A 14,834-nucleotide genomic window follows, 5' to 3' on the forward strand; every position below is an offset into this window, starting at 1 on the left:
ATGTCGAAACCTATAACGCCATACGCTAGTGTGAGGTAAAAACATACCGCAAGGTATTGGAGGTGACCATGTATGTAGACGTAACATTAGACGATATTATCTTGTATGCTTTAGAACACCATGTAAGTGATATCCACCTTGATCCCGTTGAAAGTGGTGCTCATGTTCGGTTGCGACAAGATGGACTGCTGCAACATTACATGACTGTATCATTTGAAGAAGCTGAACTCATTATCAACCGTATTAAGGTTTGTAGCTCTCTAGATATTAGCGAGAAGCGTTTACCACAAGATGGGCGTTGGTCTTGGAGTCATAAAAATAAGTCTGTAACGATGCGTGTATCTACATTGCCTAGCCTATACGGAGAAACCTTAGTATGTCGCCTTATGGGAAATGAAGGGAGTCATAAAGACTTAAAAGAATTAGGCATGCAGCCGGATATCTTTGAGCACATTGAACAATTATTAAAACGTCCTTATGGATTATTACTTATCTGTGGACCTACAGGCAGTGGTAAGACAGCTACTTTATATGCCATGCTTCGCATGTTAAATTTAGACGAAACTAAGCTTATCTGTCTTGAAGATCCTGTAGAAGCTGAAATCAAAGGGGCTATACAAATTGGTATTAATGAAAAGATTGGATTTACCTTTGCCAAAGGTCTTCGCTCTGTATTACGGCAAGATCCAGATACGATTATGATTGGTGAAATTAGGGATAAGGAGACCGCAGAGTTAGCCGTTAAGTCTGCTTTAACGGGGCATCGCGTATTATCTACTATACATACCAATACAGCTATAGGCGTTGTAACGCGACTCATGGATATGGGCGTAGAGCCGTACTTAATACGGGCTACTTTAATGGGGGCTATTGCACAACGGCTAGTACGAAAATTTGATGGTACATCATATCAGGGACGGACTGCTCTATTTGAATACTTAGAAATACCAGCTAATTCGGCTCATTGGGACGAATTGGAAACACATTTATTATTGTCATTAGAAGAGTCTGCTCGTAAGGCCGTATCTCAGCATGTTACATCTATAGAGGAGGTGCATCGTTGTGGACTCATGCTGTAAACGTGAAAGTTTAGAAACTATTGTAGAAAATGCAATACAACTATCATCAACAGATATTCATCTACAATGTGGTCAGCCTATCTATTTGCGACATGGTGATGGATTAAAGGCTACTTCATTTATGTGTACTACAGAATTAATCGAGGATATATTGCGCCGTTGCGGTATAGCATCCTATGAATGGCAGTCTCTTGATGAGGCTTGTTCCTGTTGTGGTGTGCGTATTCGTGTTCATCTATATCGAGCTAATCAGACCATATGTGGTACATTGCGATTACTTTGTCATCAGCAACTTAAGTTAGATGATAATAGTGAAGGTCAGTTATTACAAAAGCTATGTGAAGCACATGATGGTCTATTGCTTGTTTGTGGTCCTACAGGCAGTGGTAAAAGTTTTACCTTAGCTTGTTGTATTGATTATATAAATCAGACTATGGAGCGCCACATTATTACCTTAGAAGACCCTATCGAATTTGAGTTTGTACCTAAAAAGTCTTTAATACATCAACGACAATTAGGTGCTGATATTAATACTATGTCAGATGGTATTCGAGATGCTTTACGAGAGGATCCGGATGTCATTATGGTAGGCGAACTTCGAGATCGTGAAACCCTTGAAGCGGCACTTCATGCGGCAGAGACTGGTCACCTTGTAATGGCGACTATGCATACACAGCGTGCAGTGATGGCGGTTCACCGCATGATTTCTCTATTTCCTGGGGAGCAACAAGAAGAGATACGCAATCAAATATCTCAAGTGTTACGGGCCGTTATATGTCAGCGTTTACTTCGATGGAATAAAAAGTTCATTACTATTCGTGATATTTTGCTAAATACCCATGCAGTAGCAAATTTGATACGGACCCGTAAGGAACCACAAATCATATCTATTCAAGAAACGCAACTACCGATGAAAACATTAGAAATGGCTGTGCGAGATGTAAAGGCACAATATGGAGCCCAACAACAATTGCATACCTTGCTTGATCAACAATTATCGTAGGTGAGTATATGGAGGCTTATGAATATGTCGTAAAAAATAATCAAAATGAAACAGAAAAAGGTTTGATGTGGGGGGATTCAGAGCAAGAAATTGCAATACGGTTAAAACGAGATGGCTATAAAATTTATAGGATATCGTTGCAGAATGAAAAAAAGAAACATAAATGGAATCATACTATGGTGGTAGATGTGACTTATCAATTAGGTCTACTCATTGAATCTGGTGTTCCATTACGGCGTGCCTTACAGCTACTCTGCCAGGGAAAACGAGGACTACTCTATACAGCTTTATATGAATCTATAGAGCGTGGTCAGACTTTATCACAAGCCCTACGGCGTGAAGGATGTCCTCCTATTGCTTTGGCTTTACTAGAAAGTGGTGAAGCAGCGGGCACCTTGGGTGAGAGTTTACAATATATATCCCGTCACTACGATTGGGAGAGGCAGCTGAAACAAAAGGTTATGAGTGCTATTTCTTACCCTTTATTTCTTCTTCTGATGATGAATATATTTTTTCTAGTCACCATTTTGTTTATTATTCCTTCGTTTGAAAAGGTATTTACCACTATGCATATTACATTACCTTTGATGACGCGAGCTCTTTTTGCATTAGGACAAGGGTTAAAATCGCATCCTTTAATGGTAATAGCTATACATTGTGTTGTAATAGGTTCCTTAGCATTTGCTTATAAACAGCATAGTATAAAGTGTAAAGTACATCGTTGGCTTTGGCTGTTGGCTCACCGATACCAATGGAGTACTTGTGTGTATTATACAAGTATGTTAAAAGTTTGGGCTCTCTTACTAGATTCTGGTATTTCTATCATTCAAACCATGAATATTACACGCCCTTTGTGGGGGAATATATATGGTGTTGAATGTAGTAAACAGGTGGAAGCAAAGTTATTATCAGGACACTCACTGGAAGAAAGTTTGCGTACTGGTCAGATAGGAAATGCTTTTATATGGCAAATGGTCTCCATTGGAGAAGAGAGTGGTGAATTAGTAAAGATGTTAAACCACTGTGGCTGCTACTATGAATCTATACTTTCAAAATATATTGCCCGTTTAGAACGATTGTTGGAACCGATTTTACTAACCCTAATGGGAATCGGTGTAGCCGTATTAGTTGTATCTGTTATGTATCCCTTATTCACGTCCATTGCCAACTTAGGAGGGCAATAGACAATGTTATTACTTAACTATTAAAAGGAGAATATTATGAAGTCTGTTATGCATATGATTCATGGAGTGAATCATCGATTAGAAATGTGCGGTCAATGGGTCGTAGATCGATTACATATTTCTCGTGTTCGAGAAGGGTTTAAAAAATCGAGAAAAGGCGGATTTACTCTCGTTGAATTAATGGTTGTAGTAGCGGTTATCGCTATATTAGCGGCTATTGCAATGCCACAATTCTTATCTGCAGCGGATAAAGCTAGAAATGCTAAAGAAACAGCAGATATTCAAATTATAAAAAATGCCACTCAATTGTATATGATTGATAAGAATGTTGATACACCTCCAACAGTAGAAAATCTATATAAGGAAGGTTATCTTACTGAACATGTTAAGACTGCAAAAGGAAAAGAATACACTATTACTTATGAAGTTGTCAGTGGTGGGACTTCAAAATCTGTTGTTGTTAAAGCACCTAATGAGCCTTAATTAACTTGTATAGATTATGAATTATATACGTTAGTTATATGAAAGGACAAGGTATGAAAGGGACTAATTATGTAATAGGACTTTTGGTATATATAGCATCTATATTGTTACCTATTATAGTTTCATCAAAAACAATATCTTATACTCACATTGCTTTGTATGCTGTGTTTTCACTCATCATCATAGCAGGTGCTACCATCGATATGCATTACTATATATTGCCTGATGAAGGAGCATTGGCTCTTGTAATAGGTGGCATTATATATAGCTATATAAATGATCAATCTATGTTAGTAACCTTATTAAGTGTTATCAGCGTAGGTACTATTACATATGGACTTCGTTTGATTAGCCGTAAAGGCTTTGGTATAGGCGATATTAAATGGTTTTCTGCTATTGCAATATGGCTTACTCCATGGGAAATTATATGTTTCTTTTACGTAACTTTTTGTGTTGGTTCTCTCTATCTCTTACTCACCGGTTATCGTAATCGATATATCCCATTTGGTCCCTTTCTATGCTTTGGCGGATGGTGTGCCTTACATGGTGGTTCCTATATGGAGGTGCTTTATCAATGGTTAAGGTGCAACTTATAAATCGTCAGAGTGGATCTTTATTGGCGGAATGGATTATTACTATTGGTTTAATCTTATTGCTCATCTCCATTGCCTTACCTATTGTGACAACACCTAGTCGTTATACTTTAAATGGTGCTACGCAAGAGGTGGCGTATATGCTCAAGAAAGTTCAACTGTGGTCTATGTTAGGGCATAAATCTAATGGTAAAGGAAGAATGCTTTTTATTTTAAATAAGGATAGTTATACATTAGAGGAAGATGTTAATCATCATACGGTAAACATATTATTACCGCAAAATATTGAGAACGAACGGTCTATGACAATTATTTCTTTTTCGGCCTTAGGCTTACCTTATGATGGGACAGAAATTATTTTGAAAGATCGTGAAAGTGGTGAGAAAAATCGTATATGGATATCTGTACAAACAGGGCGAATTAGGTGGGAAGAAGTGCACTGAAGGATTTATGTATGGTGATGCCTTAATATCAGCTGCTATAATCATGCTCATTTTACCTATTGTATTATCTATATTTTGGATGGCTACTCTTACGGTATATAAGGCGTATTATTGGGATCATATATTGCAAGATACCATAACGTATTTAGAAAAGGCTAAAGCTTCTTATTATAAAACTGGAACAATAGAAGCAGGTGTATATAACTCTCAATTCACTATGAGTCCTAGTGAAAAAATTACTTATAAAACACATATAAAGCCTGTAGTGATAGAAGGTGTATCTTTACAACGATTAACAGTAGATGCCATCGATAATCAATCTGTTGTCTACTCTCTATCAGTTGATTTGGAGGGGATACATTGAAGGGCGAGGATATAGAAAAGGTAATTGGAAAGAACAAAGAATATAAACAGAATCCTATAGCAAATAAGAATAAAAATAATAATAAGAAAAATAATAGTAAGAATAGAAATAATATGGGATTTATTTTGTATTCTACGCTCATTAGTATGACGATTTCTGTCATAGTTCTTACCATATTGTTAGGCATCGTATTCTATGCAGTTATGTGGGATGCTAAATTACTAGATAGTGTAGCTATGATGGAGGATGGTCGATATACACGGCGGATGGTTGTGGCTCAAATGATATGGAACCCTGTGAAGGTTACTGTAGAAGACCATAATAAGAGTTTATATATTCACGATACAAAACGTACAACCTTAACTGTACAACGTCATGCACTATACAGAAAATTAACAGATAGTAGCTTGCAGCCTGTCAGTGGCAGTCGAATTGTAGGAACTACAGATAAACGAAATGTGGGCTATACTCAGGAATATCCTTTTAGTGTAGATACTAATGGGACCGTGTATTTGCGCTGGTATATTAACAATCGTTTTGTTAATGATAGGAAATATACAAGTGGTTATGGAGGACTAACCATATATGAGGTCTCCATTGGACAGAGTGCTATTTATGATTGGTATAAAAGTAAAGAGGAGACAAGTCATGAACATAGGAGCCCATAACGCGGGCTTTATTACATATATAGCGATACTTACGATGTCCTTTTTATTACTATTAGCTTTTATGGGGCTGCGTATAGGACAAATATGTGAAAGTAATGTGGTGGATGAATTGCATTTGGAAGAAGCTCATTACGCAGCACAAAGAGGTGCTCATTGGTTTGTGGGCTATTGTAAATTAGGAAATGTATGGGACTTTCAAAATAAACTTGTTGTAATAGATGATGAAAATGTAGAGATTACTATTGAAGCGGACAGCTCAACAGATAATCCGCGTCATATTATGAGTTATGGAAAACTGAAGAATAGTGAAATCGTGAGTCGTGTACATATGTATGTGACCGTAGATAAAGAAAAACATATGCATGTTATAAAGGTAAAACCTTATTGAGGTGATTCTATGAAACGAAAAAAGAAAATACATTCTGGAGTATGTATAACTGATGAACATATTGTATGTGTTACCGCTCATATAGAAAATAAAACAATGGTCATTACTGATGCGTTAGAAATGAAGCGTACAGGACCTATTGATGAAGACGTTACAAAATTTATAGAAACGTATGATTTAGATGAAGGGGCATATAGTATTGTTGCTAATATTGATACACAAATGCATGTAGCACCTTATGATCCTCATGATTTTGATATGAAGGAGTTTATAAAGTGGAATATAGAGGACTACTTTAGCTTTGATGGGGATAGTTTCCAAATGGATGCTTGTCGCCGGGAATATCCACGACACAATTATCATATGTTTATGGTGGCTGTAGATCGGCATTCACTAGAGCTTTTGAAGCAAGGTATACGAGATACTTATGCACCCGTTGATGTTATTGATTTTTGGCCTATTCCTATTTGTTATTGCTTGATGCGGCGCAGCGGTACTGTAACAGGTGTTGTGGAAGAAGGCGCCATGCATTTATGGCTTTGGTGGAATGATATATGCATTCAAGAGTGTATTGTACCTATTACTGGTAGCGATGTAGCTGAAGCTATGGATAAGTTAGAAGTGAGATTACAAGACTTTGGTATAGATGAGATACAGGGAATTCGGATGTATGGGTTAGAATCTATAACAAATGAAGAACGGACAGATATGGAAGGTATAATTTCCATGTATGGAGAAACTGAATATATTCCATTATTATTCTTAGGTCGTGGCCGTAATCGTTGCAAGCAAGGGCAATTAGATTGGGACATGGCTATTGGTATGGCGGCAAGGGGGCTTAAATGGATTGGATTGGGCTGGTAAGGACAGATGTATTAATTTAATGCCTCGCTCGTTACGATGGCATAGTTTATGGCATACCTATCGATACCTTCTTTATGGGATAAGTCTTATATACATTATAGTAGGGCTTGTTACTATATATAGTTGTTGGTCAAGCTATCGTAGCTATGAAAATCGAAAGATAGACATTGTGCGATTGCAAGCAAATGCTCAGTATCAAGAAATACATCAACAATATGGTGAATTAATGGAAATAAGAAATAAAATAATAAAGAATAAAATCCTTAAGAATCAAACAGATATATTACCCAATACAATGGTCCTATATATTCTTGATGCCGCTATGTCAGAACATATTAGTCTACAGCATCTTAGCATTAAGGATGGGCGTATCAGTATAGATGGTATAGGTACGAGTGACGAAATGTGTCGTAAATTTATTGCTATTCTCCAACAAAAATTACTAGGGATGGAGTGTCATGGAACAGTTAAAGCAGATAAAGGTGTTTATACATTCCATATGGACGGATCTAAAAGAGAGCACAACATATCAGGTCGAGAGAATATTAACGGGCCTAGTGTTGTGGGGGATGCTCATTAGCCTTTCTATGTATGGGCATATTTATTTTGAAGACAAAAATAATAGCTTAAAAAATCAACAAGATAATTATAATATACAAATGAATGCTGAGTCAGATTATATAGTGTCTAATGAAGCAAAACTATTAGAATCTTTTACACGGAACAAGACATCTAATACAAGTTCTAATACAAATATTTTTGATTCCTTGCAAGGAGAACCCTTAATGATTGTCAGTACTGATGAGCATGAAGGTATACTAGAATTAACAGTATTAGGTAGTACAGAGCGTATGATTAACTGGATAAATACTGTTGAAGAAAAGGATCCTTCACGCCGTATAGAAATAGAAGATATAGAACGTAAAGGTAATGTAGTTTATGTGCATTGTGCAATTAAATCGATTATAAAACCTTAATGAAAATCGGGTGTACTGTATAGAGACAGATTATAGATTTTATGTCTATAGTCTGTCTTTGTTTTTGGACCATTTTATAGTACAATGAAGGATATGTAATGATAAGGGGCACATAATAGATGATAATAAAACGGAATATTATGCTCATCGGTTCTATGGGAAGTGGCAAAAGTCACTTTGGACGGAACCTTGCAGAACGCAAGGGTTGGCAATTTGTAGATACCGATCGCGTATTAGAAAGTCGTTTTGGGTTGCCCATTGCTGAGATTTTTAAAAAGATAGGAGAAAAAGCATTCCGCCGCGCCGAAATGGATGTACTAAAAAAGGTTTGCTTATACCATGAAGCAGTGATTTCTGTGGGTGGGAATTTTCCTATTGAACATCGCACCTTAAAGGTATTAAAAAAATATTCCTATATTATTGGTATCCGAGCTGCACAATTCCGTATTGTCAGTCGCGTGAATCGCCGTGTTGGGAAACGGCCTACCATGGACTATAGTAATGTGAATGCCTTTGTACATGCTATGATACAATCGTGGAAGCCCGTGTATAAGCAGTGCGATTTTGTACTAGATACAACAAATGGCCGGACCTATGATTTTATACAGCGTATTGAGGATGAATTAGATGCCTCAGATGTGCAATTTAAAGCAAGACGTCAACCCAATGATATAAACGATGTAGATGCTAAAGAAGCATCTGAAGATATACAATTTAATAATCAACAAAGTAGGAAAAAAGAGATTTCTGAAGCAGTATCAAAAAGAGCAATGTCTAATAAAATTCGTTATGATAAACGGTATAAACAAAAGACTTCTAATCAAACGAATAAAAAAGGTAAGGCACATAGTATATCCAAACAACGTACACCACAAGGGGGTAATGGATATGAGAAGAATCGCAATACTAACAAGCGGCGGAGACGCACCTGGAATGAACGCCACCATAAGAGCGCTAACTAGAAAAGCTATACATGAAGGTTTTGAAATATTTGGTATTGAACGTGGCTATTTAGGTATCATTGAGGAAAAGATATTTCCCTTATCGAATCGAGACGTTGGTGGCATCATAACACAAGGTGGTACGATGCTGAAAACGGCACGCTTTCCAGAATTTCAGAATGAAGAAATTCAACGCAAAGCTTATGAAATTTTGAAAACTTATGACATTGACCATTTGGTTGTTATCGGTGGTGATGGCTCCATGCGTGGTGCTACAAGTTTATCTAAACTTGGTATGTCTACTATGACCATTCCATGTACGATAGATAATGACATGGGTGGTACACAATATACGATAGGCTATGATACGGCTCTTAATACGGTAGTTGATGCGGTTGGGCGTATTCGTGATACATCAAACTCCCATGAACGTGTAGCTATTGTGGAGGTTATGGGGCGCAAAGCTGGACATATTGCATTAAAGGCAGGCCTAGCTTGTGGGGCAGAAATAGTTTTGGTTCCTGAAAATCCCATGCCTTTACATGCGGTTTGTCGTCATTTAAAGGAAACACAAATTCGGGGTAAAGAATATAGTGTTATCCTCGTTGCAGAAGGTGCCTATAACAGCGGTGAGGTGAAAGCTTTTATCAAGGAGCATACAGAATTTGATCCTAGCCTAACTGTGTTAGGCTACTTACAACGTGGCGGTGGTCCATCGGCATTTGATGCTATTTTAGCGGCTCGCATGAGTGAAGTCTGTATTAATTTATTGATGAGTGGTGTCGCTAACCGATTAGTAGGTTATATAGATGGTCATATCCGTGCACTATCTTATGAAGAGGCAGAACGTCTTGAATTTCCAATCGATGAGAAGGATTATAGATTATTGTCAATATTGAGTAGTTAATGGCCCGTAAGGGCCATTTTTTATATATCATAATTTATTCATTAATGAAATTATATTGCGTAAAAGCAATTGGTGCTGTATAATTTAAAAATACTATATGTGTTGATATAGAATAAATGTCTTTTTAATATATCTTCATCTTAAAAAAAGGAGATCATAATGAAAGAGTTCTTACAAAAGCATCGTAAACGTATAGTAACAGGTGCTGTTGTTCTTTGTGTTCTTGGTGGCGGCACATATTACTACATGGATAGTCTAAATGCAAATCAAGCACAAACGTTATACACTACTGGCAAGGTTGAAAAGGGTGATGTAAAAACTAGTATCAGTGCCACAGGTACTATTAACCCTGTAAATTATGTAGATGTTTCTACAAATGTTGCTGGTAAACTTGAAAAAGTTTTAGTTAAAGAGAATGATCAAGTTACGGCCGGTCAAGTTATCGCTTATATTGATACACGTCAATTACAAGCATCTGTTGATGATGCTCGTGCAGCGTTAGCCAAAGCAGAACTTGATATGAATCGTTATAAATCCTTGGCGGCTCAAGATGCTATTGCACAACAAACATATGATGATTCTGTAACATCTTATGAACGTGCTAAATCTACTTATGAACGTGCTGCCGCAGATTTAAGTGATGCTACTATTACAGCTCCAATGTCTGGGACTGTTGTTGGTACACCGCTAAAAGCCGGTCAAACTATTAGTACTGGTATTTCCACACAAATGATCATTGCTACCATTGCAGATTTAAAAAATTTAGAGATTTATCTTACTGTAGACGAAACCGATATTGGCAATATCAAACAAGGTGCAAAGGTAGAGTTTACTGTAGATTCTAAGCCAGGTGAAACTTTCACCGGTTACGTTTCTGAAATTGCAAAAGGTACAAAAGGTAATATGGGAACAACAAGTAGTAGCGTTGTGTACTATACTGTTAAGGTTCAAATTCCTGAAAATATTGCAGGTAATTTCTTACCAACTATGACGGCTCGTGCCACAATCTTTGGTGAAGATATTAAAAATACATTGGTAGTTCCTCTTACTGCTGTACGTACGGACAAACAAGGTGAGTATGTATATGTTATAAAAGATGGTCAACCAGTACGAACCGCTGTCTCTACAGGTGTAACTGGGGATACTAATGTTCAAATCTTAAAAGGTTTATCTGAAGGTGATGAAATTATCGTAAGCGGTGATGTGAATGCACCAAAAAATAATGTAGCTGGACCATTCTAAGGGTAGGTGCTTATGAACCAAACAGTAATTGACATACAAGGAATTACAAAAACCTATGTGAATGGCAAATTATCAGTACCTGTTCTACATGGCATTGATTTAGTTGTCAATAAGGGTGAATTTGTATCCATTATGGGACCATCTGGCTCAGGTAAATCAACCTTTATGAATATTCTTGGATGTTTGGACCGACCTACAACTGGTTCTTATCGACTCAATGGAGACGAGGTTGCTACCTTATCTGATGATGAGCTTGCGTATGTGCGTAATAAACAGATCGGTTTTGTATTTCAAAGCTTTAATTTGTTGACAAAATTGACAGCCCTAGAAAATGTAGCGCTTCCTATGATTTATGCCGGTGTAAATAAAAAGATGCGCATTGAACGGGCCACTCAATTATTACAGTCTGTCGGCTTGGGCGAGCGTATGGACCATTTGCCATCCGAGTTGTCTGGTGGGCAACGTCAACGTGTGGCGATTGCTCGTGCATTGGCAAATAATCCTGCTATTATCATGGCTGATGAACCGACAGGGAATCTTGACTCCAAGTCAACCATTGACGTTATGAACATCTTTCGAGGCCTTCATAATGAAGGCCGTACGATTCTTCTAGTTACACATGAACCGGATATTGCTACGTACGCGAGTCGTAATGTAGTCTTGAAAGATGGGATAATCGTAGAGGATTCGATCAATTCTAATATGACTCCTATAAAGGAGGTGCCTAATGTATAAAGAAAGTTTTCTAATGGCATGGGCTTCCTTGATTGCTAATAAATTGCGCTCCCTTTTGACCATGTTAGGTATCATTATCGGTGTAGCAGCTGTTATTGCACTGGTATCTATCGGTAATGGGGTGAAGCAAGATATTGAGGATTCTATTTCTAGCTTAGGCTCTAACTTGTTGGTAGTTCTGCCAGGGGCGCCGCGGACGCCAGGTGCTAGATCTTCGCAGGGGTCCATGAAATCGTTGAAAATATCTGACTATGAAGCTATTGCTAAGTTAGAAGGTGTAAAAGCCGCCAGTCCTATGACAAATGGCTCTTATGTGGTGATTTATCAAAATAAAAACTGGACTACATCTGTTGCGGGGGTTAATGCTAACTTTCAGGACGTAAATAATTGGACTATGACATCTGGTCGATTTTTCTCCGATAAAAATGTTCAGAACCGAGAACGTGTAGCGGTTGTGGGACAAACGGTAGTAAAAAATTTGTTTGCTGATGAAGATCCTGTAGGCAAGGAAATCCGTGTTAAAAATATTCCATTCCGTGTCATTGGTGTTCTCAAAAGTAAAGGGAACGGAACCATGGGTAATGACCAAGACGATACGGTGTTAATTCCATATACAACATCAATGGAGCGCGTAGAGGGCATTGACTATCTTCGCAGGGTGTATGTTGTGGCTAAGGATGATGAGGGCATCGATCGTTTGCAGGCAGATATAGAGAACTTGTTGCGTGTTCGTCATAATATTAAAGATACAAATTTGGATGATTTCAATATTCAAAATATGAAATCTATTATGGAAACAGTGGCTCAGACGACGGGAACATTTACGTTATTCCTGGGGGCTGTTGCTGCGATTTCTCTAGTTGTAGGTGGCATTGGTATTATGAACATCATGCTTGTATCTGTAACGGAACGGACTCGAGAAATTGGTGTGCGTAAAGCTTTGGGGGCTACGTATAGCGTAATTGTTACGCAATTCTTAATAGAAGCTGTTGTAATCAGTTTGATGGGGGGCTTTATTGGTATTGCTTTCGGTATAGGAGCCTCAAAAGTAATCGGAATGGTATCTGGAATGAGTACAATTGTATCTGTTCCAACAATCATAATGTCCTTTGCCTTTTCCATGGCTATTGGTTTGATTTTTGGTATATACCCAGCCCGTAAAGCGGCTAAGCTCAATCCAATCGATGCATTGCATTATGAATAGTTTTGAATTTATAAATGTGTTTTCTTAAGAACATACCATATAATTAGATAGAGTTATTCGCATATGGTGCGTTGCATGATACAATATGTATGATGTAACGCACCATTTTTATATGTTTGTATTGAATTTTGACATATAACTATAAAGATTTTCATACAGGTAATGTAATAGATTTAGTATTTAGATTAGTTAATCTATGGGGTATGTATATAGAATGGAGAACCTTATGGCTACAACATTGTTAGAATATTTCAACGAATTACGAGATCAGAATCCATTTTCTTGGGTAAAAGATTCTGAGATTACAGCTGTTGAATCAGGTCATGCGGAAATGACATTGCAAACTAATGAAACAGATTACTGTAATTTTAGAGGAGATTTGCATGGTGCTGTATGTATTGGCTTAGCAGATAGTGTGATGGGGACTGCTTGTTTTACATTGGGAAAATCTGTTAGCACCATTGATCTTAATGGTAACTATGTGAAAGCTGTTAAGGGCGGTGCTGTATTGCGTGGGGTAGCTAATGTAGAGCATAATGGTAAAACTACCATGGTTGCGACAGCTCGTATTTATAATGAATTAGGTGAACTTGTTCATTTAGCACGGGGTACATTTTTTGTACTAGAAGAGAAGCCATTACCTGATTTACCATGGCGTTTTATTGAAGAAGATAACCCTGATTTGGTATAATATAAGTTAGACTTTTACAAATAGGAGGATGCTTGAATGGAACAAGAATTACAACGTATTAAGGCAGAAGCCCTTGATGCCATCAAAGGCGCTGCTAATCAACAAGCGTTGCAAGATATACGTGTTAAATATTTAGGTAAAAAAGGCGAGGTAACGGCTTTATTAAAAGGTCTTGGTAAATTATCTCCAGAAGAACGTCCTAAAGCGGGGGCCCTTGTTAATGCTGTTCGTGAAGCGTTAGAGGCTGAAATTGATACAGTTAAAGCTCGTATGGAAACTGCAGAGTTAAATGCTCGTTTAGAAAAAGAGCGCATCGATATTACATTGCCTGGCCGTGCACAAAAAGCTGGTCATATCCATCCATTAACAAAGGTTAATGAAATGATTGAAGACTTCTTCATGAAAATGGGGTATACCGTTGAAGAAGGTCCAGAAGTAGAACAAGATTACTATAACTTTGAATGCTTAAACTTGCCTAAAGATCATCCTGCACGTGATATGCAAGATTCCTTCTATATTACAGAAAACTTCTTATTACGCACGCATACATCTCCAGTACAAGCTCGTACAATGCAACGTCATGAACCTAATAGCCCAATCCGTATGATTGCGCCTGGTAAGGTTTACCGTTGGGACTATGATGCGACTCATTCCCCTGTATTCCATCAAGTGGAAGGTCTCATCATCGATGAGCATATTACATTTGCTGACTTAAAAGGCACATTAGAGTCCTTCTTACGTCACATGTATGGTGATGACACAAAGGTACGTTTCCGTACAAGCTTCTTCCCATTCACAGAGCCATCTGCAGAGGTAGATATTTCTTGTGTAATGTGTGGTGGTGAAGGTTGCCGTGTATGTTCTCATACAGGTTGGCTTGAAATTTTGGGCTGCGGTATGGTTCATCCCGATGTATTGCGTATTAATGGGTACGATCCTGAAAAGGTTAAAGGCTTCGCCTTTGGCATGGGCGTAGAACGTATTGCTATGCTTTTATATGGCATTAACGATTTACGTCTATTCTTTGAAGATGATGTACGATTCTTGGAACAATTTTAGGAGGAACTC

Annotated in this window: 19 protein-coding genes; all 19 read left to right on the forward strand. The window is 37.7% G+C overall.

The features are described 5' to 3' along the window. The first annotated feature begins 68 nt into the window (after positions 1-68). A complete protein-coding gene (locus tag DWV85_RS01510) occupies positions 69-1,079 on the forward strand; it encodes a GspE/PulE family protein (protein ID WP_105086769.1) in 1,011 nt (336 codons plus the stop codon). After that, a complete protein-coding gene (locus DWV85_RS01515) occupies positions 1,063-2,082 on the forward strand; it encodes an ATPase, T2SS/T4P/T4SS family (protein WP_105086768.1) in 1,020 nt (339 codons plus the stop codon). The genes DWV85_RS01510 and DWV85_RS01515 overlap by 17 nt, the downstream gene beginning before the upstream one ends. A gap of 8 nt (positions 2,083-2,090) precedes the next feature. Then, complete coding sequence (locus DWV85_RS01520; protein ID WP_105086767.1) at positions 2,091-3,266, forward strand: type II secretion system F family protein; 1,176 nt, start codon at positions 2,091-2,093, stop codon at positions 3,264-3,266. Between the two features lie 36 nt (positions 3,267-3,302). Next, the gene (locus DWV85_RS01525; RefSeq protein ID WP_004697182.1) at positions 3,303-3,749 is read left to right on the forward strand and encodes a prepilin-type N-terminal cleavage/methylation domain-containing protein; all 447 of its coding nucleotides are present in this window, start codon (positions 3,303-3,305) and stop codon (positions 3,747-3,749) included. A 53-nt stretch (positions 3,750-3,802) separates the two neighbouring features. Then, positions 3,803-4,345 carry an A24 family peptidase gene (locus tag DWV85_RS01530; protein ID WP_105086766.1) on the forward strand — a complete coding sequence of 181 codons (543 nt, stop codon included), beginning with the start codon at positions 3,803-3,805 and terminating at the stop codon, positions 4,343-4,345. Beyond that, a complete protein-coding gene (locus DWV85_RS01535) occupies positions 4,324-4,785 on the forward strand; it encodes a hypothetical protein (RefSeq protein ID WP_004697487.1) in 462 nt (153 codons plus the stop codon). The genes DWV85_RS01530 and DWV85_RS01535 overlap by 22 nt, the downstream gene beginning before the upstream one ends. Positions 4,786-4,792: 7 nt before the next feature. Further along, positions 4,793-5,149 (forward strand): hypothetical protein, encoded by a 357-nt coding sequence (locus tag DWV85_RS01540; protein ID WP_004696139.1) that lies wholly within the window; start codon positions 4,793-4,795, stop codon positions 5,147-5,149. Further along, complete coding sequence (locus DWV85_RS01545; protein ID WP_105086765.1) at positions 5,146-5,817, forward strand: hypothetical protein; 672 nt, start codon at positions 5,146-5,148, stop codon at positions 5,815-5,817. Before DWV85_RS01540 ends, DWV85_RS01545 begins: the two co-directional genes overlap by 4 nt. Next, positions 5,798-6,205: a hypothetical protein gene (locus tag DWV85_RS01550; RefSeq protein WP_004697137.1), complete on the forward strand. Its 408-nt coding sequence runs from the start codon at positions 5,798-5,800 to the stop codon at positions 6,203-6,205. Before DWV85_RS01545 ends, DWV85_RS01550 begins: the two co-directional genes overlap by 20 nt. A gap of 9 nt (positions 6,206-6,214) precedes the next feature. Continuing rightward, a complete protein-coding gene (locus tag DWV85_RS01555; RefSeq protein ID WP_105086764.1) occupies positions 6,215-7,069 on the forward strand; it encodes a hypothetical protein in 855 nt (284 codons plus the stop codon). Continuing rightward, entirely contained in the window at positions 7,053-7,649 is a 597-nt protein-coding gene (locus DWV85_RS01560; protein ID WP_105086763.1) for a fimbrial assembly protein, read from the forward strand. Before DWV85_RS01555 ends, DWV85_RS01560 begins: the two co-directional genes overlap by 17 nt. Before the next feature lie 205 nt (positions 7,650-7,854). After that, positions 7,855-8,046, forward strand: a complete 192-nt coding sequence (locus DWV85_RS09355; RefSeq protein WP_004696130.1) for a hypothetical protein — start codon at positions 7,855-7,857, stop codon at positions 8,044-8,046. A gap of 119 nt (positions 8,047-8,165) precedes the next feature. Further along, a complete protein-coding gene (locus DWV85_RS01570; protein ID WP_105086762.1) occupies positions 8,166-9,008 on the forward strand; it encodes a shikimate kinase in 843 nt (280 codons plus the stop codon). Beyond that, a complete protein-coding gene (locus DWV85_RS01575; RefSeq protein ID WP_233189879.1) occupies positions 8,980-9,894 on the forward strand; it encodes an ATP-dependent 6-phosphofructokinase in 915 nt (304 codons plus the stop codon). The genes DWV85_RS01570 and DWV85_RS01575 overlap by 29 nt, the downstream gene beginning before the upstream one ends. Before the next feature lie 159 nt (positions 9,895-10,053). Next, positions 10,054-11,136: an efflux RND transporter periplasmic adaptor subunit gene (locus DWV85_RS01580; protein ID WP_004696124.1), complete on the forward strand. Its 1,083-nt coding sequence runs from the start codon at positions 10,054-10,056 to the stop codon at positions 11,134-11,136. A 12-nt stretch (positions 11,137-11,148) separates the two neighbouring features. Further along, the gene (locus tag DWV85_RS01585) at positions 11,149-11,871 is read left to right on the forward strand and encodes an ABC transporter ATP-binding protein (RefSeq protein ID WP_120054852.1); all 723 of its coding nucleotides are present in this window, start codon (positions 11,149-11,151) and stop codon (positions 11,869-11,871) included. Continuing rightward, the gene (locus tag DWV85_RS01590; RefSeq protein WP_123137886.1) at positions 11,864-13,075 is read left to right on the forward strand and encodes an ABC transporter permease; all 1,212 of its coding nucleotides are present in this window, start codon (positions 11,864-11,866) and stop codon (positions 13,073-13,075) included. Before DWV85_RS01585 ends, DWV85_RS01590 begins: the two co-directional genes overlap by 8 nt. Before the next feature lie 226 nt (positions 13,076-13,301). Continuing rightward, positions 13,302-13,766: a PaaI family thioesterase gene (locus DWV85_RS01595; RefSeq protein WP_101928348.1), complete on the forward strand. Its 465-nt coding sequence runs from the start codon at positions 13,302-13,304 to the stop codon at positions 13,764-13,766. A 36-nt stretch (positions 13,767-13,802) separates the two neighbouring features. Continuing rightward, complete coding sequence (gene pheS / locus DWV85_RS01600) at positions 13,803-14,825, forward strand: phenylalanine--tRNA ligase subunit alpha (RefSeq protein WP_101928347.1); 1,023 nt, start codon at positions 13,803-13,805, stop codon at positions 14,823-14,825. The last annotated feature ends 9 nt before the right edge of the window (positions 14,826-14,834 follow it).

The organism is Veillonella sp. AF13-2, from assembly GCF_003603295.1.
GTDB lineage: Bacteria > Bacillota > Negativicutes > Veillonellales > Veillonellaceae > Veillonella > Veillonella parvula_E.